Source organism: Tessaracoccus sp. MC1627 (genome assembly GCF_014164725.1).
Taxonomy (GTDB): Bacteria; Actinomycetota; Actinomycetes; order Propionibacteriales; family Propionibacteriaceae; genus Arachnia.
In genome coordinates this window covers 47578-72951 of the sequence record NZ_JACJGA010000007.1, presented here as the reverse complement: position 1 = coordinate 72951, position 25374 = coordinate 47578, and the positions used below count along the sequence as shown (strand labels likewise).

The 25374-nt window shown below is 68.3% G+C and carries 26 protein-coding genes and 2 tRNA genes; 16 read left to right on the top strand and 12 right to left on the bottom strand.

The window, feature by feature from the left end:
* Positions 1–11 precede the first annotated feature (11 nt).
* A complete protein-coding gene (tig, locus tag H5399_RS13925) occupies positions 12–1409 on the bottom strand; it encodes a trigger factor (protein WP_182783680.1) in 1398 nt (465 codons plus the stop codon).
* Positions 1410–1532: 123 nt separating this feature from the next.
* Between tig and H5399_RS13920 the strand changes: the two genes are divergently transcribed.
* The 5 genes from H5399_RS13920 to H5399_RS13900 all read left to right on the top strand — a co-directional run bounded on the left by H5399_RS13920 (position 1533) and on the right by H5399_RS13900 (position 4177).
* A complete protein-coding gene (locus H5399_RS13920) occupies positions 1533–2411 on the top strand; it encodes a patatin family protein (protein WP_182783678.1) in 879 nt (292 codons plus the stop codon).
* Between the two features lie 176 nt (positions 2412–2587).
* A complete protein-coding gene (locus H5399_RS13915; RefSeq protein WP_182783676.1) occupies positions 2588–2782 on the top strand; it encodes a helix-turn-helix domain-containing protein in 195 nt (64 codons plus the stop codon).
* Positions 2779–3927 (top strand): HipA domain-containing protein, encoded by a 1149-nt coding sequence (locus tag H5399_RS13910; RefSeq protein WP_182783674.1) that lies wholly within the window; start codon positions 2779–2781, stop codon positions 3925–3927. Before H5399_RS13915 ends, H5399_RS13910 begins: the two co-directional genes overlap by 4 nt.
* Positions 3928–3977: 50 nt before the next feature.
* Positions 3978–4048 (top strand) — tRNA-Gly (locus H5399_RS13905).
* A 53-nt stretch (positions 4049–4101) separates the two neighbouring features.
* Positions 4102–4177 (top strand) — tRNA-Pro (locus H5399_RS13900).
* 208 nt (positions 4178–4385) lie between these two features.
* Here the strand turns inward: H5399_RS13900 and H5399_RS13895 are convergent.
* From H5399_RS13895 to H5399_RS13885, 3 genes are all read right to left on the bottom strand, one after another.
* The gene (locus H5399_RS13895; protein WP_182783672.1) at positions 4386–4682 is read right to left on the bottom strand and encodes a transposase; all 297 of its coding nucleotides are present in this window, start codon (positions 4680–4682) and stop codon (positions 4386–4388) included.
* A gap of 243 nt (positions 4683–4925) precedes the next feature.
* Complete coding sequence (locus H5399_RS18620; RefSeq protein ID WP_370585776.1) at positions 4926–5342, bottom strand: transposase; 417 nt, start codon at positions 5340–5342, stop codon at positions 4926–4928.
* Between the two features lie 565 nt (positions 5343–5907).
* The gene (locus tag H5399_RS13885) at positions 5908–6333 is read right to left on the bottom strand and encodes a hypothetical protein (protein ID WP_182783668.1); all 426 of its coding nucleotides are present in this window, start codon (positions 6331–6333) and stop codon (positions 5908–5910) included.
* A gap of 72 nt (positions 6334–6405) precedes the next feature.
* Here H5399_RS13885 and H5399_RS13880 point away from each other — a divergent pair, with 72 nt between their 5' ends.
* The 5 genes from H5399_RS13880 to H5399_RS18185 all read left to right on the top strand — a co-directional run bounded on the left by H5399_RS13880 (position 6406) and on the right by H5399_RS18185 (position 9011).
* Positions 6406–6576, top strand: a complete 171-nt coding sequence (locus tag H5399_RS13880) for a hypothetical protein (RefSeq protein ID WP_182783666.1) — start codon at positions 6406–6408, stop codon at positions 6574–6576.
* A gap of 536 nt (positions 6577–7112) precedes the next feature.
* The gene (locus H5399_RS18190; RefSeq protein WP_255422336.1) at positions 7113–7241 is read left to right on the top strand and encodes a hypothetical protein; all 129 of its coding nucleotides are present in this window, start codon (positions 7113–7115) and stop codon (positions 7239–7241) included.
* A gap of 283 nt (positions 7242–7524) precedes the next feature.
* Complete coding sequence (locus H5399_RS13875; RefSeq protein ID WP_220489181.1) at positions 7525–8130, top strand: fasciclin domain-containing protein; 606 nt, start codon at positions 7525–7527, stop codon at positions 8128–8130.
* A 145-nt stretch (positions 8131–8275) separates the two neighbouring features.
* Entirely contained in the window at positions 8276–8623 is a 348-nt protein-coding gene (locus H5399_RS13870) for an L-rhamnose mutarotase (RefSeq protein ID WP_182783664.1), read from the top strand.
* A 262-nt stretch (positions 8624–8885) separates the two neighbouring features.
* Positions 8886–9011, top strand: a complete 126-nt coding sequence (locus H5399_RS18185; protein ID WP_255422335.1) for a hypothetical protein — start codon at positions 8886–8888, stop codon at positions 9009–9011.
* Positions 9012–9217: 206 nt separating this feature from the next.
* On the opposite strand, the gene H5399_RS13865 is transcribed toward H5399_RS18185, so the two are convergent.
* The 4 genes from H5399_RS13865 to H5399_RS13850 are packed head-to-tail and all read right to left on the bottom strand — an operon-like array spanning position 9218 to position 14555.
* Positions 9218–10510, bottom strand: coding sequence for a hypothetical protein (locus H5399_RS13865; protein WP_182783663.1), 1293 nt, complete (start codon positions 10508–10510; stop codon positions 9218–9220).
* Positions 10510–13011, bottom strand: coding sequence for a glycoside hydrolase family 65 protein (locus H5399_RS13860; RefSeq protein ID WP_370585792.1), 2502 nt, complete (start codon positions 13009–13011; stop codon positions 10510–10512). Before H5399_RS13860 ends, H5399_RS13865 begins: the two co-directional genes overlap by 1 nt.
* Positions 13011–13727 carry an HAD family phosphatase gene (locus tag H5399_RS13855; protein WP_182783659.1) on the bottom strand — a complete coding sequence of 239 codons (717 nt, stop codon included), beginning with the start codon at positions 13725–13727 and terminating at the stop codon, positions 13011–13013. The genes H5399_RS13860 and H5399_RS13855 overlap by 1 nt, the downstream gene beginning before the upstream one ends.
* 9 nt (positions 13728–13736) lie before the next feature.
* Positions 13737–14555 carry an Fpg/Nei family DNA glycosylase gene (locus H5399_RS13850; RefSeq protein WP_182783658.1) on the bottom strand — a complete coding sequence of 273 codons (819 nt, stop codon included), beginning with the start codon at positions 14553–14555 and terminating at the stop codon, positions 13737–13739.
* Positions 14556–14587: 32 nt separating this feature from the next.
* Between H5399_RS13850 and H5399_RS13845 the strand changes: the two genes are divergently transcribed.
* Positions 14588–14734 (top strand): hypothetical protein, encoded by a 147-nt coding sequence (locus tag H5399_RS13845; RefSeq protein ID WP_182783656.1) that lies wholly within the window; start codon positions 14588–14590, stop codon positions 14732–14734.
* A 15-nt stretch (positions 14735–14749) separates the two neighbouring features.
* Here the strand turns inward: H5399_RS13845 and H5399_RS13840 are convergent, their stop codons facing one another.
* Complete coding sequence (locus H5399_RS13840) at positions 14750–15196, bottom strand: ribose-5-phosphate isomerase (RefSeq protein WP_182783655.1); 447 nt, start codon at positions 15194–15196, stop codon at positions 14750–14752.
* 7 nt (positions 15197–15203) lie between these two features.
* Positions 15204–17297: an NAD-dependent DNA ligase LigA gene (gene ligA / locus H5399_RS13835; RefSeq protein WP_182783653.1), complete on the bottom strand. Its 2094-nt coding sequence runs from the start codon at positions 17295–17297 to the stop codon at positions 15204–15206.
* Between the two features lie 118 nt (positions 17298–17415).
* On the opposite strand from ligA, the gene pepN reads away from it, so the two are divergent.
* Entirely contained in the window at positions 17416–20022 is a 2607-nt protein-coding gene (gene pepN / locus H5399_RS13830; protein WP_370585775.1) for an aminopeptidase N, read from the top strand.
* 67 nt (positions 20023–20089) lie between these two features.
* On the opposite strand, the gene H5399_RS13825 is transcribed toward pepN, so the two are convergent.
* The gene (locus H5399_RS13825) at positions 20090–20293 is read right to left on the bottom strand and encodes a hypothetical protein (RefSeq protein ID WP_182783649.1); all 204 of its coding nucleotides are present in this window, start codon (positions 20291–20293) and stop codon (positions 20090–20092) included.
* A gap of 93 nt (positions 20294–20386) precedes the next feature.
* Here H5399_RS13825 and pyrR point away from each other — a divergent pair, with 93 nt between their 5' ends.
* The 3 genes from pyrR to H5399_RS13810 are packed head-to-tail and all read left to right on the top strand — an operon-like array spanning position 20387 to position 23126.
* Positions 20387–20926, top strand: a complete 540-nt coding sequence (gene pyrR, locus H5399_RS13820; protein ID WP_182783647.1) for a bifunctional pyr operon transcriptional regulator/uracil phosphoribosyltransferase PyrR — start codon at positions 20387–20389, stop codon at positions 20924–20926.
* Positions 20923–21855 carry an aspartate carbamoyltransferase catalytic subunit gene (locus H5399_RS13815; RefSeq protein ID WP_182783646.1) on the top strand — a complete coding sequence of 311 codons (933 nt, stop codon included), beginning with the start codon at positions 20923–20925 and terminating at the stop codon, positions 21853–21855. Before pyrR ends, H5399_RS13815 begins: the two co-directional genes overlap by 4 nt.
* Positions 21852–23126: a dihydroorotase gene (locus H5399_RS13810; protein ID WP_182783644.1), complete on the top strand. Its 1275-nt coding sequence runs from the start codon at positions 21852–21854 to the stop codon at positions 23124–23126. The genes H5399_RS13815 and H5399_RS13810 overlap by 4 nt, the downstream gene beginning before the upstream one ends.
* A gap of 28 nt (positions 23127–23154) precedes the next feature.
* On the opposite strand, the gene H5399_RS13805 is transcribed toward H5399_RS13810, so the two are convergent.
* The gene (locus H5399_RS13805) at positions 23155–24069 is read right to left on the bottom strand and encodes a PAC2 family protein (RefSeq protein ID WP_182783642.1); all 915 of its coding nucleotides are present in this window, start codon (positions 24067–24069) and stop codon (positions 23155–23157) included.
* Between the two features lie 238 nt (positions 24070–24307).
* On the opposite strand from H5399_RS13805, the gene H5399_RS13800 reads away from it, so the two are divergent.
* Positions 24308–25303 (top strand): aldo/keto reductase, encoded by a 996-nt coding sequence (locus H5399_RS13800; RefSeq protein ID WP_182783640.1) that lies wholly within the window; start codon positions 24308–24310, stop codon positions 25301–25303.
* Positions 25304–25374 lie beyond the last annotated feature (71 nt).

Below are 25374 nucleotides of genomic sequence, written 5' to 3'. Positions count from 1 at the left end.
GTGACTGGGTGTTACTTGGCGTCGACCTCGGCCTCTTCGGCCTCCTCCTCGGCGATGACTTCCTCGGCGGCCTCGATGGCGTCGACCGCCAGCGTGGTCTCGACGGGGTTGCCGTCCTCATCGGTGACCTTCGCGTCTGCGCAGATGGCCGCGAGCGCCTTGCCCCGACGGATCTCCTGCATCCACTCGGGCATGTGGTTGTGCTCCATCATGTGGTTGATCTCGTCCTGCGGGCTGGAGCCGTTCTGCTGCGCCTTGCGGAAGATGAGCTCCGTCAGGTCCTGCTGGGAGACGTCGACGGTGTTGGTGTCGGCGTAGACGTCCAGCACCACCTGCGCCTTGAGAGCCTGCTCGGAGCGCTTGTCGATCATGGCCCAGAACTCGTCGGCGTCCTTGGCCTCCTCATCCTCGGAGTTGGCGAGGTAGTCCTCCACCGTCATCCCTCCGCCGGCCAGCTGACGCTGGACCTCAGCCCGGCGAGCCTCAAGCTCACGGGCCAGCACGGACTCGGGCAACTCGAACTCTGTGGCCTCAAGGACGGCCTCCAGCACCTTGTCACGGGCGTCGGCCAGCTGATCGGCCTTCACCTGCTGCTCGGCACCCTTGCGGAGGTCTTCCTTCATCTGCTCGACGGTGTCGAACTCAGAGATGAGCTGCGCGAACTCGTCGTCCACCTCGGGCAGGTCCTGCTGGGAGACCTTGATCACGGTCACCTCGATCTCCGCGTCCTGGCCGCGGAACTGGCCGCCCACCAGGGTGGAGGTGAAGGTCTTCGACTCGCCGGCCTTGAGCCCGGTCACGGCCTCGTCCAGGCCCTCGAGCATGTTGGCTTCCTGGCCCACCTTGTAGGTGAGACCCTCGGCGGTGGCCTCAGGAAGCGGCTCGCCGTTCTGGGAGGCCACGAGATCCAGGGTGAGCACGTCGCCCTCGGCCGCAGCCCTGTCCACCTCTGTGGTGGTGGCGAAGCGCTCGCGCAGGAGGCCGATGCGCTCCTCGACGAGCGCGTCGATGCTGGCGGCGTTGTCCACGGTGGCCTCGACCTTGGTGAAGTCAGGCAGGGTCACGTCCGGGCGGATGTCCACCTCGGCCGTGAACTCGACGAGCTCCTTGTCCTCCAGCTTGGTGACCTCAACCTCAGGCTGCGCCATGGGCACAACCTTGTGCTCCTCGATGGCTGCGTTGTACGCCGTCGGGATGGCCTCGTTGATGGCCTCCTGCAACACGACGCCGCGGCCGTAGCGCTGATCGATGACGGTGGCAGGCACCTTCCCCTTGCGGAAGCCGGGAATGTTGATCTGCTCGGCAATCCCCTTGTAGGCGTCATCGAGGTAGGGCTTGAGATCGGCGAAGGGGATCTCGACGGTGAGCTTCACCCGCGTCGGGCTCAGCTTCTGGGAGGTGCTAGGCACGAATGGACTCCTGAAGTTGGAATGATCGGGATCGAGTCTATCGGTCAATGCCCAGCCCACCAATCGGCAGCGCGCCCCTCCGCCCCGCCCTGCCCTGGGACCGCTCTAGAGTGGGTACCCGTGATGACCAGCACCGTGACCGACACCGCACTCGTCTTCGAGGGCGGCGGCATGCGGGCCGCCTTCTCCTCCGGGGTGCTCACCGCCCTCCTGGAGGCGGGCATCCACCTCGACTGGGTGGGCGGCATCTCGGCCGGGTCCAGCTGCACCGTCAACTACGTCTCCCGGGACCCCGGGCGCGCGGAGCGGTCGTTCGTCGATGTCGCGGCCGAACCCCAGTTCGGCGACTGGCGCACCTGGGTGGCAGGCAAGGGCATGTTCAACGCCGAGTGGATCTACGAGCAGACCTCGCTCCCCCACCAGGTCCTCCCCCTGGATCTCGACACCTTCCGGGCCAACCCCGCCCAGGTCCGCATCGGAGCGGTCCGCTGCGCAGACGGCGAGATGATCTACTGGGGCCGCGAGGACCTTCAGGACGTGATGTCCCTGGCGAAGCGGGTGAGGGCGTCGTCGACGATGCCGCTGCTCATGCCGCTGACCACCATCGACGGCGTGGACTACTGCGACGGCGCCCTCGGCCCCACGGGCGGGTTCGCCCTCGATGCGGCGAGGAGGGACGGCTACGAGCGCTTTCTCGTGGTGATGACCCGCCCACGTGGCTATCGGAAGGCCCCGGTCCGTTCGACGGCCGCCATGCGGACGCTGTTCCGGCGCTACCCCTCCATCGCCCAGGGGCTGATCGAGCGGCCCGCCAACTACAACCGATCGCTCGACGAGCTCCTCGAGCTGGAGCGGGAGGGCCGCGCCTATCTCGTGTTCCCGGACTCCATGCCGATCCGCAACTCGGAGCGGCGGGTCCCGATGCTCCGGTCGGTCTTCCAGTCAGGACGGTCCCAGGCCGGGCGCGAACTCAACACCATCCGCGCCTTCCTCGGCCTCTGAGCCCAGCGACTGGATCGCTCCGACGACCGGCACACACGTGCCGATCTTCTCCTCCAGCGCCATGAGGGACGCCGTCGCAAACAGGATCCGGCACGAACGCACCGAATAGCCTTGACCTCTCCGCCCTGCATGGGGACAATGACTACAAACGGCACGTTCACGCCGATCGGAGCACCATGGATCTTGCCAGCACCGTCAGCAAAAGGCGTCGGGCGTTGCACCTGACACAGCTCGACGCCGCGGACCTCGCCGGGGTGTCCGAGCGTTTCGTCCGCGCCGTCGAGGCGGGCAAGGTCTCCGTGCAGTTCGACAAACTCCGCGCCCTTCTTGACACCCTTGGGTTGGAGCTCACAGTCAGGATCAAGCCGTGAACGTCGCCGACGTCTACAAGGACGGGCTCCTCGCCGCGACACTCGAGGCCGACGGGGTGGACACCACGTTCGCCTACGTGGATCACTACTCAGGCCCCCCCGTAGCCCACTCGCTTCCCCTGGGTTCACGGTTCGTGCGCCCCGGGCGGACGTTGCCGCCCTTCTTCACCAATCTGCTGCCCGAGGGGCGCCGCCTCGCGGCACTCCAGCGGGCGGTCAAGACCTCAGGAGACGACGAGCTCACCCTGCTGCTCGCGACAGGTACCGACACCATCGGGGACGTCCAGGTGTTACCGCAGGGCAGGCCTCCAGTACCCGCCCGCCCGCTGGTGGAACCGGAGGAGCCGCTGGACTTCGCGGCGTTGCTCGCTGACTACGGCATCGATCCCGTCGGCATGCCAGGCGTTCAGGACAAGCTGTCCGCCGGGATGATCACACTCCCCGGTCACTCCGGATCAGGGGCATCGACGATCATCAAGTTGACGCCGCCCGACTACCCTTTCGCCGTCGAGAACGAGGCGTACTTCCTCCGCGTGGCCAGGCGCCTCGGCCTCTCCGTCGTGGAAGCAACGATCATTACCGACACGAGGGGCAGATCGGGGCTTGTGGTGCACCGCTTCGACCGGGCGGATGGTCGCCGCGCGGTCGAAGACGCATGCCAGCTCCTCGGTCGCTATCCCAGCGACAAGTACCTCCTGTCCGCGGAAGAGGCAGCGACCGCGGTGGCGGACGCATGCGCGGCACGACCCGTCGCGATGCGCAACGTCTTCATCCAGCTCGTCCTCGCCTGGCTCATCGGCAACGGCGATGTGCACGCCAAGAACGTGTCCGTGCTGCAGAACCCGGGCGGCGAGTGGCGAGTGGCACCCATGTACGACGTTCTGAGCACCCTCCCCTACCGTGACCACACGCTCGCGCTCAGCGTCGGCGGCCGCACCGACGGCCTCATCCGGCGGCACCTCGTGGACTTCGGGCGGGGGCTCGGCCTGCCGACCGGCGTGGTCGAGCGCGCATTGAACACCGCGCTGCGCGCCACCTCGTCCCTCGACGACGACCTTGCGGGCGGCGCGTTGCCGTTCAACTCCGCGATCACCAGGGATGTCCGACGGCAGTTGGCGCGGCGCCGACGCGATGCGATCGGGTGAGTTGGAATCGCGCTCTCCAGCAGTCGGCTGGTAGAGTCATCGACGGTTCTGCGGATGTAGCTCAATGGTAGAGCCCTAGTCTTCCAAACTAACTACGCGGGTTCGATTCCCGTCATCCGCTCGAGTCGTCGAAGCCCCTTGTCAGGCTCCACTGACAGGGGTTTCGACGGCCACCGGGGCGTAGCGTAGTGGCTAGCGCGCCTGCTTTGGGAGCAGGAGACCGCAGGTTCGAGTCCTGTCGCCCCGACCAGCAAAGGCCAGAGCAGGTTTTGCCCCCCCGGGGGGCTCACGGCGTGCCAGATTAGCCTCCCTCTTTCATGAGGCGGCTTGAGAGCTGTCAGCTGGGCTGTCGGAGCCCGATCTGAACACTGGGCCGGGTGAGGGCGCGGTTGTTCGCCGGCTGACGCTGCCGGTGGGCGGTTCTCCAGGTTCCTCGGCTTGGTGCGGACGGGGTGGGGTCAGTGCGGTGGTGGGATCGCGGCGATCCGGGCGAACGCGGCCACGAGGTGCTCGACCCAGGGCCAGGTCTTGGGTAGACGCAGCAGGCGCCGTCGGGCGCCGTGAACGAGTCGGGCCGGGACGTGCAGCAACCGATGCCTGAGTGCCTTGGGTTCGGCTTTGGCGAGGTCGCCGTCAAGGGCCAGCATCTTGAGCCAGGCGACCAGATCGGCGGCGATCATCGTGAGCGCAAGCCAGGTCTGGTTGATACTGAACTCGCGGGACGGGAACCTGCCCCAGGCCCGATTCTTTGGCATGTCGGATCCGGTCCTCGACCCGGGCATGCGCCCGGTGACGGGCCTCGAGGAACTGCAGAGTTCCGCTGCCGGTGTTGGTGGCGAACGCTCGATACCGCCACCCGTCGTGGGCTTCGAACAGCGACAGTTGAGCCCCCGGATGGGGGCGTTCGCGGCGCAGGATCACGCGCACGCATCCCGGGCGGCCAACTGGTCAGGTCCAGGAGTCCGGTGACCTCAGCGACGTCCCCGCCCTCGCGGACCTCACCCCCTGCCTTCAGCGCCGGCGACCACAAGCCCGCGGGAAGTTCGGTGATCGCGGGACGCACCTTCTCGCCGATCGTGAACCCCACGCTGTAGTCCAGGCTGCGGCCTCTGACTTGGCCTTGTGCAGTGAGCCAGTCCAGCAACTGGTGGGAGGCGCCGGCCCAATCGCAGCGGATCAACAGATGGCGGCGACAACGGCATCGGGATCTGGGTGATCGCCTCGCCCAGGACCTGAATGTGGTCGACGGCGGTGTTCGACCCTGCCCGCCCGGTCCGCAGTGCGGCGGCGAGGAACTCACCGGTGTTGTCGCACCACACACCGATCGGGTGATACCCGAAGCTTCGTTTGAACGTCGGGGCGGCGAGCTCCTTCTCCGAGTGGGTCACAACGATCGTGGCATCGACATCCAACACCACCGTGCTGCCGAGATCGGTGCCGGCGACCCGAGACGCGGGAACCCCACCTGCGACTGCCAGTTGGGCCCAGACGTGGCGGCGGACACGGGCCCGGGCCGCCTGGATCTTCCTGCGCCTGGCGTCTACGGAGCGCCTTCCACTTCAGGGGTCTTGAACAGTCGCAAGTCCAAGTATCCCGTAGTCAGAAGGCACTCCGGCCTATCTACCGCACGCGTCGCTCACTCCGCCATGAACGATCGAGGTTAGTGCGAGATTCCTACCCGGTGACCATCTCAACGACAAGCTCCCAGTGATGGAGTCGGCCGATGAGGAAGGGCCTGAGCGGCGGTGTCGGCGGGCAATGTCGTGCCCATAGACCGGCTACTTCGAGACAGTCGTCCGATGCGCCCACTGCAAGCCTAGCCACGCTCCTAATGCCGCACCCGCCACCATTGAGACCCCCCACTCAAAACCACCCAAGAATCCACCGAAGAGGATGCCGATCGCGGCGCCGAGGATGGGCCCAATGATAAGTCCGCCCGTCATGATCCCCACGAAGACTGGAACGAGAATGCGAGGCACCTTACTCTCCTTGCGTGTATGTCGCGCTGCCTGCCCCGGTCACCTTGAGCTTCACCCATGGGTATGTGTGGCCGATTATTCCTCCGACAACGGGAATTATGTGGTTCACGCGACCCTGTCGAAAGACGTACGCCGTGGGCGTTCCCACACCAGACTTCCAACTGTTGTGATTCGTTGTCACAATGTCCACGCTGAAGTCCACGTTCGTGAAGTAGGCCGAGGTCGTCGCGGCCGACGTGACCGCTCCTCCCAACCAGCAGAATTGAACCTTGTGGGTGTACTTGTACAGGACAACCGCCCCGGTGATCGAGCGCTTTGTCCGGGTGCCCCAGACCTCCTTGCAGCTCGCTCGGCTCAACTCGCCTTGCGTCAGAGCCAGTTCCGTGATGTCGTCCTCGACGTCAGGTGCAGGCGTTCGATCAGCCACCGTCGGATGCTTCGATATTAGCCAAGCGATCTGCGCCTTTGTTGCGCTCCCTGCCATAGCGGCAACAACTACGTGCTCGAGATCGAACTCGACTGGATCGCTCCTGTCACCGGATGCCTGGGCTGGGGTGCTCGCGAGCAGGAGTACGGCCGCAACGAACACGGAGAGCGCTACCCGAAGAAGCTGACCGACGCGACGTTCTGCGGATTGGCGATCATTCATCATCCCCTCTTTTCCGATTGACTGATTGAGAGCCTACGGTATGCGGTGGCTCACACTGCCCCTTGGGGAGGGTCAACTTTCGGCCAGCGTGCGGATACGGATATTTCCGTCTCAGTCAAGGGCCCATTCGAGTTGCATTCCAACCACGACTCGTGGGTCTCGCGCATTCGCTATTGTGCTCCTTGTTCGCCAATGCAACAGCGGTTCCACCGACAGTCGGATCGGAGCCAGCACCCCTACCATCGAACCCATCGCTCTTCGAATCACAGTCGTTGAGCTCTCCCAAGAATGCATGGTGTCGCACCCTCGATGGGCGTGGCAAGTTGGATCGAACCCTCCCATACGTCGCCGACCACGTCAATGCGTCATCGGCTTTTGGGTACGTTCATTCCGTCGTCGGGAGCACCCAAGGAACTTTCGTACCTGCATCGACATGGCCCGAGGAACGTTCGTGCCGAGAAGCTCTGAACCATCCCCGGTTCGATGCCGGTTCTTCTCGAGGTTTTAGAAGAGGGACCGTACGGTTTCCGGTGTAACTCCGATGAAAGAGGTTCCCGATGAGGATGCAGGTTGAGCCGGTCGCTGAGGCGGCCGTGACGGAGGTCGAGGAGCAGGTGACGACGACGGTCCCGCCACTGGTGGACAAGGCGTTGGTGGCGCAGTTCGTGGGCGATGCCCAGCGGTAGGGCCTCGACGTGGGCGGCAAGGGCGGGCTTGAGCAGAGCTTGTCCTCGGCGCTCGATGACGTCGGCTTCGATCGCGTGGGTGCGGCCCCCGGGCCGCAGCCAGGTCATCATCTTCGTTGCGCGGCGCCTCGTAAACCACCCAGTGTCATCACGTGTCGGCCGGTCTTCAGGATCGCGTCCGAAAAAAGTCGGCCCCAGGTGCATCCGAGGGCGGCACTTCATGCGAATCCATCTGTGAGAGCGAGCTGCACACGGCGGCTTCATCCCACACCAAGGAGACACCATGAACATCAAGATCGCAGCTGCCGGAAGCGTCGCAGCACTTCTGTTCCTGTCCGGATGCGCGGGAGCCAGTGACGAGATGACGCCGGAGGCGAGCACCGCTGAAACGACCAGCGCCGCGGCCTCGCCGTCGGAGTCCATGAGCGAGTCAATGTCCGAGGCCCCCATGGAGGAGGCCGGCACCATCGTGGACGTGGCCGCCGGCAACCCCGACTTCGAGACCCTCGTCGCTGCGGTGACCGCGGCCGACCTCGTCGAGACGCTGTCGGGCGATGGACCCTTCACGGTCTTCGCGCCCACCGATGACGCGTTCGACGCGCTCCCCGAGGGCCTGCTCGACGCCCTCCTGCTCCCGGAGAACAAGGACGCCCTCACCAGCATCCTGACCTACCACGTCGTCTCCGGCGAGGTCATGGCCGCTGACGTCACGGCCGGCGATGTCGCGACGGTGGAGGGCTCCACCATCGCAATCACCACCGACGGCGGCGTCATGGTCAACGACGCCAACGTCGTCACCACCGACGTCGATGCCTCCAACGGGGTCATCCACGTCATCGACAAGGTCATCGTGCCGCCGACGGTCGATGCCGCCGCGCTGCTCGGCTGACATCTGGCACACGCCACGGCAATCAGAGGGACCCGCACACCGTGCGGGTCCCTCTGCCGCATCCTGCGTCGCCCGGCTCCCTTGACATGAGTGGAAGCCCGTGATTCGATCGTTTCAATTCGGTCGCATCCAGGAGGACGCCCCCATGACCACCCGTCGCCGCTACTGCTTCGAACTCCACGTCCGGCCCGAGCGCTTGGACGAGTACAAGGCCCGCCACGCCGCCGTCTGGCCGGAGATGCTGCAGGCGCTCAAGGCGTCGGGATGGCACAACTACTCGCTGTTCATGCGCCCCGACGGGCTGCTGATCGGCTATGTGGAATCCGAAGATCTGGTGGCCGCCCAGGAAGCGATGGGCAATACCGAGGTCAACGCCCGCTGGCAGGCCGAGATGGGCGAGTTCTTCGCCGACCTTGACGTGGCCCCTGACGAGGGGTTCGTACTGCTGGAGGAGGTCTTCAACCTCGAGGACCAACTCGCCCGCACGCGCTGAGCGGCATAGGTGGTAGTCCTTGCCCTCCTTCACCCTCGCTGGTCAGGCGCGGGCTCGCTGTAACTGGAGCTGACAAGCGTTCTTTCACTGAGGCGGCTGCCCTGCACTCGTGACCAGGTTGTGGGATTCCCGGGTGAACTCTCGGGGATGGCTGCTAGCCGGCCTGCGCCCAAGCGGCGGAGCTGCGTCGGATGAGGGCGTCGAGATCCGGAGCAGGCGGTGGGGGTTGGGTGGGCATGGTGGTGCCCCGAGGCGGGGTGTGATGAGTGACGTTTCTGAGGCTTCGAGGCCGCTGCGCGGCTCCTCAGCCAGCGGTTGGGGAGGACTGCGCGGCTCCTCAGCCAGCGGAGGGCGGCTACGCGTGCCCACCCCGCTGGCCGAGGTGTGAGGAGCGCAGCGACGAGCCTCGAAGCCTCGAGAAGGCGACCTTGTCGGCTGACGTTTCTCAGGCTTCGAGGCCGCTACGCGGCTCCTCAGCCAGCGGTTGGGGAGGACTGCGCGGCTCCACAGCCAGCGGTTGGGGAGGACTACGCGGCTCCTCAGCCAGCGGTTGGGGAGGACTGCGGCTCCTCAGCCAGCGGTTGGGGATGACCGCTAGATCGACAACCAGGCCACGTCGGAGACCGACGGCTGGATGGACAGCTGACACAGGAGTCGGTTCTCCGCCGCCTGCGCGTAGGCGGCGAGCCGGATCCCTCGTTCGGTCTCCCCCAGTCCGGCCGCGTAGAGCTTGGCCAACGCCACGTCCGCCCCGCGGAGCGGCCTCGGATCCGTGCTGATCCGCCCGAACCCGATGGCCGCGAACGCCTGCGCCCCCAGCACGTCGAAGTCCCCCACCGGCCATGTCCCGGACCCCAGCTCGATGGGAACCAGCCCGTGCAGTGCCAGCAGCACACCGTCGCGCCGCGAGGCCCGCGCCAGCACCTCGGTGGCCGACGCCGCCGCCTCGCTCTCCACGGGAAGCCCGAGCTGTCCCGCCAGCGCCGCCGCACACGCGATCCAGGCCGTGGGCCTGTCCTGGTGCTCGCCGATCACCCTGTCGACGGCGTCGAGCAGATCATCGGAGGCCCACGCGTCGAGCATGTGCCGGACCGCGACGTAGGCCCAGGCGTCGCTCCTCGGGCCGGAGGCCATCAGCTCGCCTCGCAGCACCGCCAGGTCCCGGAAGGCGCCCACCTCCACCGAGGTCCGCCCCCCGGGCCCCCACACCCCCACCTGCACCAGACCGGGCGGGGTGACGAGCGAGAACTCGCCCTCACTCTCCTCCATCTGGACCCCGTCAGGGACGGTGACCGTGCCGTCGGGCGCGCTGAACTCGACCGGCTGCCCGAGGGGGACGTGCCGTGCCCACGGCAACCATGACGGCTCGGCGGGGACCTCGAGTTCGTCCCCATGGTGCGCTTCGTAGGTCCATGCTGCCGACACCATCTGCCGGGGACGCACGAGCACGGATTCTTCGAGCGGGTAGGACACCCCTACCTCGTCCGACGGGGCGGACAACCCGCGCCGCTGGGTGAGCAGCCCGGGCCCGGCCGCGGAGCGCAGTGCGATCTCCCCGGACGCACCGGCCAGCCAGGAGATTGGCTCGAGGAGTCCCTCGACGCGCAGGAGGGGGCCGGGCACCGTCACCACGTCCTGGGACTGGGACTCCAGCGAGACTTCGAGGCGCATCCGCTGCCCGGAACGCACCCGCACAGTGGCGGCCACGCCGGCCTCATGCTCGACGTCGACTCCCACCGCGTCCGCGGCCGGGCGCGGGTGGCCCCAACCATCCTGGAATTCGACGGCGAGGCGTGTCAGCCTGCCCTCGCCGAGCAGTTCGAATCCGCGGGCGGTGGTGCGCGACTCGAACGCCTCGCGCACAGCGCCGGTCACTTCAGCAGTCATCAGTCAGAACTCGTCACTTCCTGGGGATGCGACTCGGGCACAATCGCGCGGACCACAGACCCGTCCTCGCGGTTCTCTCCGAGGACGAGGGGGCTGCCCTCCATAGAGGGTAGCCGCGTACCCTGATCCTCCAGCACGACGGTGACCGGCGAACCGGGCTGCACCGTCACGGCCGCCCCGCGGACGGTGAGATCGACCGCGCCGCCCTCCTCCACCTCGAATGAGATCGCCTGCGCACTCAAACGGACCCGGAGCCGGGAGCCGCGGATCCTCAGTGGGAACGTGAGGGCCGCCCACCCCGCCGGGAGCCGTGGGTCGAACGAGATCCGGCCGTGGTGGTCACGCAGCCCCCCGAACCCGTAGACCAGCGCGTTCCACACCCCGCCGGTGGAGGCGATGTGCGCCCCGTCCCGGGCGTTGGAGTGAAGGTCCGCCAGGTCCACGTACAGGCCCGAGAGGAAGTACTGCATGGCCATGTCCTGGTATCCCACCTCGGCCGCCATCACGGACTGCACAACCCCCGAGAGTGTGGAGTCTCCCGTGGTGATGGGGTCGTAGTACTCGAAGTCCGCACGCTTCTCCTCCGAGGTGAACTCGTCGCCCTGAAGGAAGAGCGCGAGCACCACGTCGGCCTGCTTGAGGACCTGGAAGCGGTAGATGACCAGCGGGTGGTAGTTGAGCAGCAGCGGTCGCTTGTCCTCGGGTGTGTTCGGCAGGTCCCACAGCTCTGAGGAGAGGAACTTGTCGTCCTGGGGGTGGATGCCGAAGGTCTCGTCGAACGGCACGACCATCCCGTCGGCGCAGGCCTCCCACTCGTCGATCTCGGCCGGGTCCAGCCGGAGGGCCGCCGCGACGCGGCGGTACGCGTGGTCGTCGGTCGCGCGCATCTCCCGCATCAGGGCGGCGGCCGAACGGAGATTCGCCCGGGCCATGACGTTGGTGAACATGTTGTTGTTGACCACCGCCGTGTACTCGTCGGGCCCGGTCACGCCGTGGATGTGGAACCGCTGCGTGCCGTCGGATTCCGCCCTCCAGAAGCCGAGGTCCGCCCAGAGCCGGGCCGTCTCCACCATCACGGCGGCGCCGTCGCGGTACATGAACTCGGTGTCGCCGGTGAGGTCGCGGTACTTCGAGAAGGCGAAGGCCACATCCGCATCGATGTGGTATTGCGCCGTGCCTGCCGCGTAGTAGGCGGAGGCCTCCTCACCGTTGATCGTGCGCCAGGGATAGAGGGCGCCTCGTTGTGACATCACCGCTGCCCGCTCCCTCGCCTGGGGCAGGAGGTTGACCCTGAATCTCAGCGCGTTGCGTGCCACGCCGGGCGCGGTGTAGATGAGGAAGGGGACCAGGTAGACCTCCGTATCCCAGAAGTAGTGCCCCTCATATCCGGAGCCGGTGACTCCCTTGGCCGCGATCCCCTGTTGGTCGCTGCGCGCCGTGGCCTGGGCCAGCTGGAAGAGGCACCACCGCACGGCCTGCTGAATGTGCGGCTGGCCCTCCACCTCGACGTCGGCATCGAGCCAGAACTTGTCGAGCCACTGGCGTTGCCTGTCGTAGTAGTGCTCGAAACCGTTGTCGCGCACCCGGTCCAGCGTCCGCCGGCAGCGGTCGGAGAGCTCGGCACAGGGCACCCCCCGCGATGTCTGGTACGCCACCGCCTTGCGCACCCGCACCGGGACCCCCTCGGCGGCCTCCACACGGAACACCTGCTTGCCGACGTCGTCCTCCGTCGACGACAAGATCTCCACCGGGTTCTCCGTATCGACGTAATGATCGGCCCCCACCGCGATGGTCATCCCGGATCGGCTGGTCTGATAGGCCAGCAACATGCGCTGCCCGCGGTACCAGTGCAGTTCGGGCTGCAGGACGCGCCCCGTCATCGACGAGGAGCGCCGCGGATCCCAGGACTCGCCGCCCGCGTCCGGACGCCGGTAGTCGGTGTAGCCGTCCTGCCTGTTGACAATGAGCGAGGTGACCACGACGGGGGCGCCGCCACCCGACAGCACGGTCACCTCGATCTCCATGAGGGCCAGATGCCGGTCCGTGAACGAGACCATGCGCGAGCTGCGGACCCGCACGCGCTTACCGGCGGGGGTGCGCCAGATGAGCGTCCGGGTGAGCCGTCCGCTGCGGAAGTCCAGGGAACGCTCGTAGTCGTCGAGGTCCGCCACGGACAGCACTAGCGGTTCGTCGTCGACGTAGATCTTCATCAGCTTCGCGTCCGGCACGTTGATGATGGTCTGGCCTGTGTGCGCGAACCCGAACGCCTCCTCGGCGTGCTTGATCGGCCACGTCTCGTGGAACCCGTTGATGAAGGTCCCGTGGGCGTAGCTGGGGCGGCCCTCCTCGGGGTTGCCGCGCATCCCCAGGTAGCCGTTGCCGACGGCGAACAGTGTCTCGGTGACGCCGACGTCGGCGGTGTCCGGCTCCACCTCAACCAGCCGCCACTCGTCGATCGGGAACCGCATCCGGTTGAGCGGGTCAGCCGCGATCTCGCGGATCATCGCGACACCAGGCTTCCGAGGTCGGTCACGACGAGGTGCGCCCCGGCAGCCAGCAGGGCTTCTTCGCCCACACCGCGATCGACCCCGATCACCAGCCCGAAGTGGCCGGCCGCGCCCGCCGCGACACCCGAGATCGCGTCCTCGATCACCACGGATTCGCTGGCCAGGGCGCCGAGTAGTGCGGCGGCGCGGATGAAGGTGTCCGGCGCCGGCTTCCCCGGCAGCGATTCGTCGTGGGCGAGGTTGCCGTCGACGATGACCGGGAAGTACTTCAGCAGGCCTGAGGCGGTGAGTACCAGGTGAGCGTTCTTCGACGACGAGACGACCGCCAGCCTGTGGTGGCTGGCTGCCAGCTCCTCGATCAGCCTGACCGAGCCGGGGTAGGCGGCCACGCCGTCGCGTTCGATGACCGCGGTCACCGTGTCGTTCTTGCGGTTTCCGAGTCCGCACACCGTGGTCAGGGCGGGATCGTCGTCGGGGCTGCCTTCCGGGATGGTGAGGCCGCGCGAGGCGAGGAGGTCGCGGACGCCGTCGTAGCGCGGCTTTCCGTCAACGTAGTTGAAGTAGTCCAACTCGGTGTATGGGGCCTGCCCGGGGATCTCCGCGAGGAAGCCGTTGAACATCTCATCCCAAGCCTGCATGTGGACCTGTGCGGTGGGGGTGATGACCCCGTCGAGGTCGAACAGCACGGCAGCGTATGCGCTCCAGTCCATCGTCTGAGACTAGTGCGCAGCGGCAGCCCTGCGTCGGCGTTGACAGCGAGAGCACCAGTAGAGATTTCGGCCCTCGAGCACGGCGGTGCGGATCTCGGCGCCGCACACCAGGCAGGGCTGACCGGCGCGGCGGTACACATAGACCTCGCCGCCGTGCCTGTCGACGCGTGGGTCGCGGCCCTGCGCCTGCGGCCCGTGCTCGTCGCGCACCGTGTCGATGCGCCCGTGCTGCACGGCGTAGCCCATCAACCCCACGAGGTCGTCCCAGAGCGCGCTCCAAGTGCGCTCGTCGATCCGGTTTCCGGGCACCGTGGGGTTCAGCCGGTGCCGGTACAGCACCTCGGCGCGGAAGATGTTGCCCACGCCGGCCGCCACCCGCTGGTCCATCAGGAGGGCGGCGATGGACTTGCCCGAGCGCCGCAGCCGCTCGTAGCCCTTGGTCGGATCCGCGTCCGAGCGCAGCGGGTCCGGCCCGCTGGCCTCGACCACCGCGTCCCGCTCGGCCGGGGTGAGGGTTCGGCACCATTGGGGGCCGCGGAGATCGGCCGCGGTGACGCCGTCGTCGATCCGGAGCCGGACCTGGCCGCGCGGGGGCGCGAGCGGTTCGAGGGTCAGCTTGCCGATGAGGCCCAGGTGGATGTGGACGACGTCGCCGGTGGCGAAGTCGATGAAGAGGTGCTTGCCCACCGCCTCGCCTCGCTCGATCACCGCGCCGTCGAGCGAGGCCGCGTCGAAGCGTCCCTGGGGCGAGGTGACGTTCACGGGCCGGCCGCCGAAGGTGTCGGTCAGCGCGTGGGCGAGGCGGTGGATGACGTGTCCCTCGGGCATCGGCCCAGCCTAGCCGGGCGTAGCATGTGCCCATGAGCGAGGAACAGCGCCGCGAGTTCGGCCGCGACGGCATCTCGGGCCTGGTGGATCACCACCGCGCCCTGCGCGCCCGTCTGCTCCCGCCGCCGAAGCGCCCGCGCGGCGAGACCCAAACCCGGAGCGCCCCGAACCCCAAGTGAGGCCCCTAGAGCGGGTCAGCGTGCCTCGTACGCCGACAGCTGATCGATCCGACGCTGGTGTCGCTCATCGCCGCTGAACGGCGTGGCCAGGAACGTGGCAACGATCTCGTAGCCCGCCTCCAGGCTCTGCATCCGTCCGCCCAGGGCGATGATGTTGGCGTCGTTGTGCTCGCGGGTCAGGCGTGCCAGCTCGACGTTGTTGGCAAGCGCCGCCCGGATCCCCGTCACCTTGTTCGCGGCGATCTGCTCCCCGTTGCCGGATCCGCCCAGCACGATGCCCAGTGAGCCCGGCTCGGCCGCCACCGCCTCGGCACAGGGGATGATCAGCGGCGGGTAGTCGTCGAGCGCCTCATAGGTGTGCGCGCCGTGGTCGACGACGTCGTGGCCGTCCTCCCGCAGCCGTTCGACGAGGTAGTTCTTCAGTTCGAACGCTGCATGGTCAGTGGCAATGTGGACTCGCATGGGGCAACTATTCCACCCCGGTCGGGCCCTCGGCCAAGAGGGCGACGAACCCGGACTCGTCGAGGATCCGCAGCCCCAACTGCTCGGCTTTGGCGGCCTTGGAGCCGGCGTTCTCCCCCACCACCACGAAGTCGGTGTTCTTGCTGACGGAGCCTGACGCCTTGCCGCCCCTCGCCAGGATTGCCTCCTTGGCACCGTCGCGGGTGAAGCCCTCCAGTCCGCCGGTCACCACCACCGTGAGCCCCTCGAGCGTGCGCGGCGCTGACTCGTCCACCTCGTCGGCCATCCGGACCCCGGCCGCGGCCCACGCTTCGACGATGTCGCGGTGCCAGTCCACCTCGAACCAGTCGACGATGGCCTCGGCGATCACCTGGCCCACGCCGTCGGCGGAGGCCAGCTCTTCGACGCTGGCGGCGCGGATGGCCTCCATCGACCCGAAGCGGCCGGCCAGCGACCGGGCGGCGGTCGGGCCGACGTGGCGGATGGACAACGCGACGAGCACCCGCCACAGCGGCTGCGTCTTGACCGTCTCGAGGTTGGCCAGCAGCTTTTCTCCCTGGGCGGACAGCACGCGGGAGTCGCGGACGCCGTCGGCCCCCAGCTCGGCAGCCTTGGCCTGTCGCGTGTAGAGGTCCGTGCGGAGGAGATCCTCGGCGGTGAGCGTGAACAGCGCCCCCTCGTCGGCGATCAGCCCACTGGCCAGCAGCGCTCCGGCGCCCTCCCAGCCGAGGGCCTCGATGTCGAACGCGCCCCGTCCGGCAAGGGCGAAGAGCCGTTCGCGGAGCTGGCTGGGGCAGCTGCGGGCGTTGGGGCACCTGATGTCCTTGTCGCCCTCCTTCTCGGGCCGCAGCTCGGCGCCGCAGGACGGGCAGCGCGTGGGCATCACGAACGGGCGCTCGGTGCCGTCGCGCAGCGCTACCACGGGCGCCACGATCTCCGGGATGACGTCGCCGGCCTTGCGGAGGACGACGGTGTCGCCGATGAGCACGCCCTTGCGGGCCACCTCGTGGGCGTTGTGCAGGGTGGCCATCTCGACGGTGGAGCCGCTGACGAACACGGGTTCCATCACGCCGTAGGGCGTAACGCGGCCGGTGCGGCCCACGTTGACCCGGATGTCCAGCAGCTTCGTGTTGACCTCCTCCGGCGGGTACTTGTAGGCGATGGCCCAGCGCGGGGCCCGCGACGTGGACCCCAGCCGGTCCTGCTCGGCCAGGTCGTCGACCTTGACGACGATGCCGTCGATCTCGTGACTGAGGTCGTGGCGGTGCTCGCCGTGGTGCCTCACGAACCCGGCCGCCTCGTCGGGCGAGGAGACCACCACGAAGGTGTCCGGCACGGGCAGGCCCCACTCCCGCATTCGCGCATAGGCCTCACTCTGCCGGCTGAACTCGGCCCCCTCGACGGCGCCGATGCCGTGGACCAGCATCCGCAGCGGCCGCGACCCTGTGACGGCCGGGTTCTTCTGCCGTAGCGACCCGGCGGCGGCGTTGCGGGGGTTCGCAAACGGGGCCTTGCCCGCCTCGACGAGGCTCTCGTTCAGCGCCTCGAAGCCGGCCACGGGGAAGAACACCTCGCCGCGTACCTCGAGCACGGCCGGGGCATCCCCCGACAGTCGGTGCGGGACGCCGTCGAGTGTGAGGACGTTGGGCGTCACGTCCTCCCCCACCCGCCCGTCGCCGCGGGTGGCCGCGACACTCAGCCGCCCGTCGAGGTACAGCAGGTTGACTGCCAGTCCGTCGATCTTCAGCTCGCACAGGTAGCGCTCGGCGGGGGTCCTGGCCAGCCAGGCCGCGAGCTCCTCGTCCGAGAACACGTTGTCCAGGCTCATGAGCCGGCGCCGGTGCTCCACCGGCCTGAAGTCCGTGACCCGGGCGGCGCCGACCCGCTGCGTGACGGAATCGGGCGTCACCAGCGATGGGTGCTCCCGCTCCAAAGCCTCAAGCGTGCGCATGGCCGCGTCGTAGTCCGCGTCGGACAGGGTGGGCGCCGCAGCACCGTAGTAGGCCTCCTGCGCCTCCGTGAGCACCTGGTTCAGCTCTGTCCAGCGCCTACGGAGATCGGGGGAGGTCACCCCCGACTCCGCCTCGATGTGCTCGCTCATGGGGCCATGGTTCCACCATCACGGGCGATTCGACCACCCAAATCCCACGCCACAGGGCGAATGACCATCAGAATGGGGTCCAGTGAGAGGCGTCCCGCCACGGCTGGGCGTCGTAACCATGAACGAGGAGGCCCAGATGGGTACGGCGAACATCACCCGCGACGAGGCGTCGGAGCGGTCGCGCATCATCTCGACGGAGGCCTACCGGGTCACGGTGGACCTCACCGGGCGCGACGTCGCCGACCCCGAGCGTCAATTCGTCTCGACGACCTCGCTGGCCCTCACCGGACACGGCGGACAGACCCACCTGGACCTGATCGCCGACGAGGTGCGCGAGGCCACGGTCGACGGCGAGCCGCTCGACACCTCCGGCTACGACGGCTACCGCCTCCCGCTGCCGCACCTCGACGAGGGGCCCCACGAGGTGGTCGTCCTCGCGGTGTGCCGCTACTCCAATTCCGGCGAGGGCCTCCACCGCTTCATCGACCCAGCCGACGGTCGCACCTACCTCTACACGCAGTTCGAGGCAGCCGACGCGCGGCGCATGTACGCCACCGCCGAGCAGCCGGACCAGAAGGCCACCTTCCAGCTCACCGTGCTCGCCCCCGTCGAGTGGCTGGTGTTCACCAACGCCCCGAGCGTGGCGCCCGCGGACATCGGGGACGGCTTCGGCCGCTTCGAGCACGACGCGACCCCGCGGATCTCCACCTACATCACCGCCCTCGTGGCCGGCGACTTCCACGTCCAACGTGGCGTGATCGCCTCCGCCGCCGGTGAGGTGCCGGCCTCGGTGGCCTGCCGTCAGTCCCTGGCCCAGTACCTGGACTTCGACAGGATCCTCACCACCACGCAGCGCGGGTTCGAAGTGTTCGAGAACGCCTTCGGCGTGGCATACCCGTTCGGCACCTACGACCAGATCTTCGTGCCGGAGTTCAACGCCGGCGCCATGGAGAACGCGGGCTGCGTCACGTTCCGAGACGAGTACCTGTTCCGCTCCCGCGTGACCAGCCGCGAGCTCGACGCCCGCGACAACACCATCCTCCACGAGCTGGCCCACATGTGGTTCGGCGATCTTGTCACCATGCGGTGGTGGGACGACCTGTGGCTCAACGAGTCGTTCGCCGAGTGGGCCTCCCACTTCGCCAACGCGGAGATCGCCGAAGCCTTCGGCACCGGCGCCGACCCGTGGGCCTCCTTCAGCAACGAACGCAAGGCGTGGGCCTACCTGCAGGACCAGCTGTCCACCACACACCCGATCGCGGCGGACATGTCGGACCTGGAGAAGGTGGAGCAGAACTTCGACGGCATCACCTACGCCAAGGGCGCCTCCGTGCTCAAGCTGCTGGTCTCGCTGGTGGGCAGCGACGCGTTCCTCGCTGGCGTGACGCAGTACTTCCGCAAGCACGCCTACGGCAACACCGAGCTCTCGGACCTGCTCGACGAGCTGGAGGAGGCCTCTGGCCGGGACCTCTCCTGGTTCTCGGCGCAGTGGCTGGAGACCTCGGGGGTCAACACCCTGGCCGCGGACTTCGACGTGGACGACGAGGGCCGCTTCACGCGCTTCGCGGTGACTCAGAGCGCGCACCCCGGGTGGCCCACGCTCCGCACGCACCGGCTGGGCGTCGGACTGTATTCCCTGGCCGACGGCGCCCTCACCAGAGGCCACTACGCCGAGGTGGACATCTCCGGGGAGCGCACCGAGCTGCCTGAGCTCGTGGGCGTTGAGAAGGGCGACGTCGTCCTCCTCAACGACGGAGACCTCACCTACGCGAAGGTGCGCCTCGATGAGGCGTCCGCGGCCACACTGGTGGAGCACATCGGCGATCTGGCGGACCCTTTGGCCAGAGCCGTCGCCTTCACCTCGTTCTGGGAGATGACCCGCGACGCGGAGCTGCGCCCCCAGGATTACGTCCAGTTGGTGCTGGCGGGGCTGCCCAGCGAACACGACATGGCCGCGGTCTCCACCCTGCTCGGCCAGGCCGTCACCGCGTCGCTGTCGTTCACGGCGCCCGAGCTGCGCGACGAGGCCAACGTGAAGCTGGTAGCCGGCCTGGCGCGGCTCCTCAAGAGTGCGCCGGCCGCTTCCGACCAGCAGGTACTTATCGCCAAGGCGCTCATCGCCAGCATCCGGGCCGACGCCGGGGTGGCGCTGCTCAAGGGCTGGCTCGTCGACGAGGAGGTGCCTGAGGGGCTGGCGATCGACACGGCCATGCGGTGGGCCATCACCTCGGCGCTGGCCAAGCTGGGCGCCATCGGCGAGGACGAGATCGCGGCCGAGCTCGAGCGGGACAAGACCTCCGCGGGCGCCGAACAGGCCGCCGGGGCGGGCGCGTCGCTGCCCACCGTCGAGGCGAAGATGGAGGCGTGGACGCGCGCCACCGACGACCCGTCGATCCCGAACGAGACCCACCGCGCGCTGTGCATGGGGTTCTGGCGCTACGGACAGGACGACGTGCTGGCGCCTTATCCGGCGGCGTACCTGGACCTGTTGGGGAAGATCTCGCGACGCGAGGGGACCTGGGCGGATCGCGGGTACGCCACCATCGGCACCGCGCTGCGCTGGTTGTTCCCGACGCCGCTGGTCGACGATGGGCTGGTGGCCACCGTCGACGCGTGGCTGGTGGACAACGAGCCGAGCGAACAGGTGCGGCGCGCCGTCACCGAGCGGTTGGACGAGGCCAAGCGGGCGCTGCGCGCGCAGGCCAGGAGCCGCGCCGACGCGTGACGTGAGGAAACGACGACGGAGGGGCGGACCATCAGCGGTCCGCCCCTCCGTCGTCGTTCGAGGGTGCTCAGAGCTTGCGCACGGGCTCCAGCTCGGCGGCGCGCGCATGCTCCTCGCGCTGCCTGCGGGCGAGCTTCGGACCGAAGGCCAGCAGGGTGACGATGGCACCGAAGGCCAAGGGGAGGATGACGGTCAGCATGAGCAGCGTCAGATCAGACGCCGGCTCCGGCTGGGGCCAGCCTGGGAGGACCTCAAGGGGGAGCAGAATCATGGGGGCACTCTAGCCGAAGACCGTCCACCGGGACAGGCATCCAGCTCGGGCCGCGGGCGCCGTGCGATAGATTTCCCTCGACCAGGAGGTGCGATGGAACAGGCCCCGCGAACGGTGATGACCGCCGACGACATGTCCTACGCGATGACCCGGATGACCCACGAGATCCTGGAGCGCAACCATGGAGCCGACGGGGTGATCCTGCTCGGCATCCTCACCCGCGGCGCCCCGCTGGCCGAGCGGCTGGCCTCGATCGCTGCGTCCCAGGGGCACCGGCTTCCGGTGGGCCGGCTGGACATCACCATGTACCGCGACGATCTCCGCGCGCAGCCCACCCGGCCCGTCGGCCGCACGGTGCTGCCGGAGAGCGTCGACGGGAAGGTGGTGGTGCTCGTCGACGACGTGCTCTACTCCGGCCGCACTGTCCAGGCTGCGCTGCACGCGCTGGCCGACCTCGGGCGCCCGCGTGCCATCCAACTCGTCACGCTCGTGGACCGCGGCCTGCGCGAGCTCCCCATCCAGGCCGACGTGGTGGGCAAGCACCTGCCCACGGCCCGCGCGGAGCGTGTCCGCGTGACGCTGCGCGAGATCGACGGCGAGGACCTCGTGACCATCGAACGGACGGCCCAGTGAAGCACCTTCTCAGCATCGCGGACCTCAGCGCCGAAGAGATCACCTCCATCCTGGATCTGGCCGTGGAGATGCACGACGTGCAGTCCCGGCCCATCAAGAAGCTCCCCGCGCTGCGGGGCCGCACCGTCGTCAATCTGTTCTTCGAGGACTCCACCCGCACCCGCTCGTCGTTCGAGCTGGCCGCCAAGTGGCTGTCGGCGGATGCGATCAATGTCGCGGCCAAGGGCTCCTCGGTGTCCAAGGGTGAGTCGATGCGCGACACGCTGCTCACCCTCGACGCGATGGGCGTGGACGCCATCGTCATGCGGCACTCCGGTTCCGGCGCGGTGCGCCAGGCGGCTGGGTGGGTGCGCGCGTCGATGATCAACGCCGGCGACGGCATGCACGAGCACCCCACACAGGCGCTGCTAGACGCGCACGCGGTGCGCCGGCACTTCGCCCGGCACGGGCTGGGTGAGGTCGCGGGGAAGCGGGTGGCCATCACTGGTGATCTGCTCCACTCGCGGGTGGTCCGCTCGAACGTGCTGTTGTGGGCGAAACTGGGCGCCTCCGTCGTGCTGGTGGCGCCGCCGACGCTGCTGCCGCCGGGCGTGGAGAACTGGGGCGTCGAGGTGAGCCACGAGCTCGACCCGGTGCTTCCCGGGGCGGACGTGGTGATGATGCTGCGCGTGCAACGCGAGCGGATGAGCGGCGGCTTCTTCCCCTCCGAACGCGAATACATCGACGGCTACGGGCTCACGCCCCGCCGCCTGGCGATGCTCAAGGACGGCGCCTGCATCGCACACCCAGGGCCGATGAACCGCGGTCTCGAAATCTCGTCGGCGGCAGCCGACTCGGCACGCTCCATCATCCTGGACCAGGTCTCGTCCGGGGTCGCGGTGCGGATGAGCGTGCTCTACCACCTGCTCGCTGGAGAGGAACAGTCATGACGGCAACAGTGCTCCGCGGGGTGCAGCTCCCCGACGGCACCCGCACGGATCTGGTGATGGAGGACGGCGTGTTCGTCGACTCTCCCTCCGGCGAGGCCACCGTCGTGGACTGCGACGGCCTGATCGCCCTGCCCGGTCTGGTGGACGTGCACACGCATCTGCGTGAGCCCGGCCGGGAGGACACGGAAACCGTGGCCAGCGGTGCGCGGGCCGCGGCCCACGGAGGATTCACCGCGGTCCTGGCGATGGCCAACACCCAACCGGTGACGGACACGGCGGAGAAGGCCGAGCACGTGCACGACCTCGGCGTCGCGGCGGGCCTCGTCGACGTGCAGGTCATCGGCGCGATCTCGAAGGGCCTGCGCGGCGAGGAGCTCGCCGAATTGGGGCTGATGAACCGCTCCAGGGCCAAGGTCACGGTGTTCTCCGACGACGGCATGTGCATCCAGAACGCGGCGCTGATGCGGCGGGCGCTGGAGTGGGTCAAGCCGTTCGGCGGCGTCATCGCCCAGCACTCACAGGAGTCCAACCTGGCAGGGCCGGGCGCCTGCTGCCATGAGGGCGAGATCTCCGGCCGGCTCGGGCTGGGCGGGTGGCCGCCGGTGGCCGAGGCCACCATCATCGCGCGCGACGCGATGCTGGCGGAGGCGACAGGGTCGCGGCTGCACGTATGCCACATCACCTCGGCCGAGGGCGTCGAGGTGGTGCGCTGGGCCAAGGCCCGCGGCATCGACGTGACCGCCGAGGTGACCCCGCACCACCTGCTGCTGGGCACCGAGGAGCTCGAGGGCTACGACACCGTCTACAAGGTCAACCCGCCGCTGCGGACGCCCGAGCACATCGAGTCGCTCCGCGCCGCGCTGGCGGACGGCACCATCGACGTGGTGGGCACGGACCACGCCCCGCACGCCCCTCAGGACAAGGATCACGCCTTCGTCGACGCCAAGCCGGGGATGATCGGGCTGGAGCAGGCACTCTCGGTGGTGATCGAGACGATGGTGCTCCCGGGCCGCCTGGACTGGGTGGGGGTCGCGAAGCGGATGAGCCACGCGCCTGCGCGTATCGCGCGCCTGGACGGGCAGGGCAGACCCCTTGCCGTGGGCGAGCCGGCCAACGTCGTGCTCGTGCACCCCACCCGCCGCGCGCCGGTGGACCGCGACGCGTCCGCGTCGCTCAGCCGCAACAACCCGTATCACGGCCGCGACCTTCCTGACCCCGTCGAGGCCACCTACCTGCGCGGCCGAGAGATCTACCGTCGGGAGCACGCCTGAGCCCGGAACTGGTGGTCCGACACCCAGGTCAGTCGGTCTCGTCGTCTGAGACCGTCCGCAGGAAGTTCTCGAACTCCGCTCCGAGCTGATCGGCCGAAGGGATCTGCGAGCCCTCGGCCCACAGGTTCGGCAGGTGCTGCCCCTGGACGAACGCGTCGTACTGCTGCTCCAGGGCGGCCACGATCGCGCTGATCTCATCGTTGCCTTCCACCTCTGCGGCGATGGCACGACGGGTGGCTTCGGCCTTCGCGACGAGGGCGTCATTGGGCAGGTTGAGCCCCGTCAGGTCAACGATCGCGTTGAGCGCCGCCAGGGCCCCCTCGGCGAACTCCGAGGCCGCGAGGTAGTGCGGGACGTGAACGGCGAAGCCGGCAGCGCGGTGCCCGGCCTGACCCAGACGCAGCTCAAGCAGAGCTCCGATCGAGGCCGGCACCTGCACGCGGCCGAACGGCGACTTCACCTCACCGATGAGGGTGGCGTCCGTGGCGTGTGCAGTGATCCCAACGGGCCTGGTGTGCGGCACCCCCATGGGGATCCCGTTGACGGTGACCACCAGCGTGACCCCCAGCGCGGCGACGATCTCGCGGATGGCCTCGACCATCCGGTCCCACTGGAAGTCCGGCTCCGGTCCGGTGAGGAGGTGGTACCCGTGACCGTCGCGGTCCGTGAGCCGGTTCAGCACGATGGCGGGAGCCTCGTACTCCGCCCACCTGTTGGTATCGAAGATCATCACCGGGCGACGGCCCCGGTAGTCGAAGAGCTGGTCGACGTCGAAGGAGGCGACTGCCTCGGCGTTGCCGGTCCCGATGAGGTGCTCGCTGAGCATGCCCTGGACCTGCCCTGCGTCGATGAAGGCCCCCAGCGCCACCAGAAGCACGCCTGAACCCGGATCGTTGCGGCCCGCCTCGGTGGTGAAGCGGTAAAGGTCAGATGGGTTCTGCACGGCACAAGCCTTTCACGACGGTTGAATCATTCATGGCTAACCTCCGGATGCCCCCACGGATTCCCACCCACTCTACGCGGTGCCCATGACCCTCCGTCGACGGCGCAGCGCCGGTTCCTGGTACTGACAGAGCCTCCCACCATCGCGCCCAGCGACATACCGTGGCCTGGGTGGATCACGAAGGACGTACCCCTTCGGCAGCAGCCACCCCGCACTCACACGCACCAAAAGGAGAAACATGCTGCAACGTGCCCTCGGCCAAGGACTGGTCGTCAGCGAGATCGGCCTGGGCTGCATGAGCCTCACCGGCGCCTACGGCGCCACCGCGAACGTTCCCCGTGAGGAGGCGATCGCCCTGATCCGGCGCGCCGTCGACCTGGGCGTCACCCTCTTCGACACCGCCGAGGTCTACGGCCCCTTCACCAACGAGGACCTGGTGGGGGAAGCCCTGGAACCGGTCCGAGACCAGGTGAAGATCGCCACCAAGTTCGGGTTCGCGTTCGAGGAGAACGGGGTCCCCGCAGGAGGCGTCTGCAGCCGCCCCGACAGCATCCGACGCGCCGTGGAGCACTCCCTGCGCCGGCTGCGCACGGACCACATCGACCTGTACTACCAGCACCGTGTGGACACCAGCGTCCCCATCGAGGAGGTGGCCGGCACTGTCAAGGAGCTCATCGACGCCGGGAAGGTCCTGCACTTCGGGTTGTCAGAGGCGTCCGCCGGCACGATCCGCCGGGCACACGCCGTCCAGCCGGTGGCGGCGGTGCAGAGCGAGTACTCCATGTGGTGGCGGGAGCGCGAGACGGACGTCATCCCGGTACTCGAGGAGTTGGGCATCGGGATGGTGCCGTTCAGCCCGCTCGGCAAGGGGTTCCTCACGGGCACCATCGACGCCTCGACCACCTTCGGCGAGACCGACTTCCGCGGCCGCACACCGCGATTCCAGGGCGAGGCGCTGCAGGCGAATCTGGCCCTCGTCAAGACGCTGAACCGGGTGGCAGCCGAGGTGGGGTGCACGCCTGCGCAGCTCGCGCTGCAGTGGGTGCTGAACCAGAAGCCGTGGATGGTCCCCATCCCGGGCACCAAGCGCATTCAGCGCCTCGAGGAGAACGTCGGCGCCGCGGCCGTCCAGCTCAGCGACTCGCAGCTGGCCGAGATTCGGGATGCCGCCGATCGGATCGTCATCACGGGCGCCCGGTACCCGGAGGAGTTGGACCGGATGACCAACCTCTAAAACGGTTCGGCCCCACACAGAGGCAGCCTCCGCGACCATTCCCGACGGGGTTCGGGAGAGTCGCGGAGGCT

Bases quoted from the DNA above. Each gene is read 5' to 3' on its own strand.
- H5399_RS13920 (WP_182783678.1), top strand. From the start codon at position 1,533: ATGACCAGCACCGTGACCGACACCGCACTCGTCTTCGAGGGCGGCGGC.
- H5399_RS13915 (WP_182783676.1), top strand. From the start codon at position 2,588: ATGGATCTTGCCAGCACCGTCAGCAAAAGGCGTCGGGCGTTGCACCTG.
- H5399_RS13895 (WP_182783672.1), bottom strand. From the start codon at position 4,682: ATGCCAAAGAATCGGGCCTGGGGCAGGTTCCCGTCCCGCGAGTTCAGT.
- H5399_RS18190 (WP_255422336.1), top strand. From the start codon at position 7,113: ATGAGGATGCAGGTTGAGCCGGTCGCTGAGGCGGCCGTGACGGAGGTC.
- H5399_RS13875 (WP_220489181.1), top strand. From the start codon at position 7,525: ATGAACATCAAGATCGCAGCTGCCGGAAGCGTCGCAGCACTTCTGTTC.
- H5399_RS13870 (WP_182783664.1), top strand. From the start codon at position 8,276: ATGACCACCCGTCGCCGCTACTGCTTCGAACTCCACGTCCGGCCCGAG.
- H5399_RS18185 (WP_255422335.1), top strand. From the start codon at position 8,886: ATGAGTGACGTTTCTGAGGCTTCGAGGCCGCTGCGCGGCTCCTCAGCC.
- H5399_RS13865 (WP_182783663.1), bottom strand. From the start codon at position 10,510: ATGACTGCTGAAGTGACCGGCGCTGTGCGCGAGGCGTTCGAGTCGCGC.
- H5399_RS13855 (WP_182783659.1), bottom strand. From the start codon at position 13,727: ATGGACTGGAGCGCATACGCTGCCGTGCTGTTCGACCTCGACGGGGTC.
- H5399_RS13850 (WP_182783658.1), bottom strand. From the start codon at position 14,555: ATGCCCGAGGGACACGTCATCCACCGCCTCGCCCACGCGCTGACCGAC.
- H5399_RS13845 (WP_182783656.1), top strand. From the start codon at position 14,588: ATGAGCGAGGAACAGCGCCGCGAGTTCGGCCGCGACGGCATCTCGGGC.
- H5399_RS13840 (WP_182783655.1), bottom strand. From the start codon at position 15,196: ATGCGAGTCCACATTGCCACTGACCATGCAGCGTTCGAACTGAAGAAC.
- ligA (WP_182783653.1), bottom strand. From the start codon at position 17,297: ATGAGCGAGCACATCGAGGCGGAGTCGGGGGTGACCTCCCCCGATCTC.
- pepN (WP_370585775.1), top strand. From the start codon at position 17,416: ATGAACGAGGAGGCCCAGATGGGTACGGCGAACATCACCCGCGACGAG.
- H5399_RS13825 (WP_182783649.1), bottom strand. From the start codon at position 20,293: ATGATTCTGCTCCCCCTTGAGGTCCTCCCAGGCTGGCCCCAGCCGGAG.
- pyrR (WP_182783647.1), top strand. From the start codon at position 20,387: ATGGAACAGGCCCCGCGAACGGTGATGACCGCCGACGACATGTCCTAC.
- H5399_RS13810 (WP_182783644.1), top strand. From the start codon at position 21,852: ATGACGGCAACAGTGCTCCGCGGGGTGCAGCTCCCCGACGGCACCCGC.
- H5399_RS13800 (WP_182783640.1), top strand. From the start codon at position 24,308: ATGCTGCAACGTGCCCTCGGCCAAGGACTGGTCGTCAGCGAGATCGGC.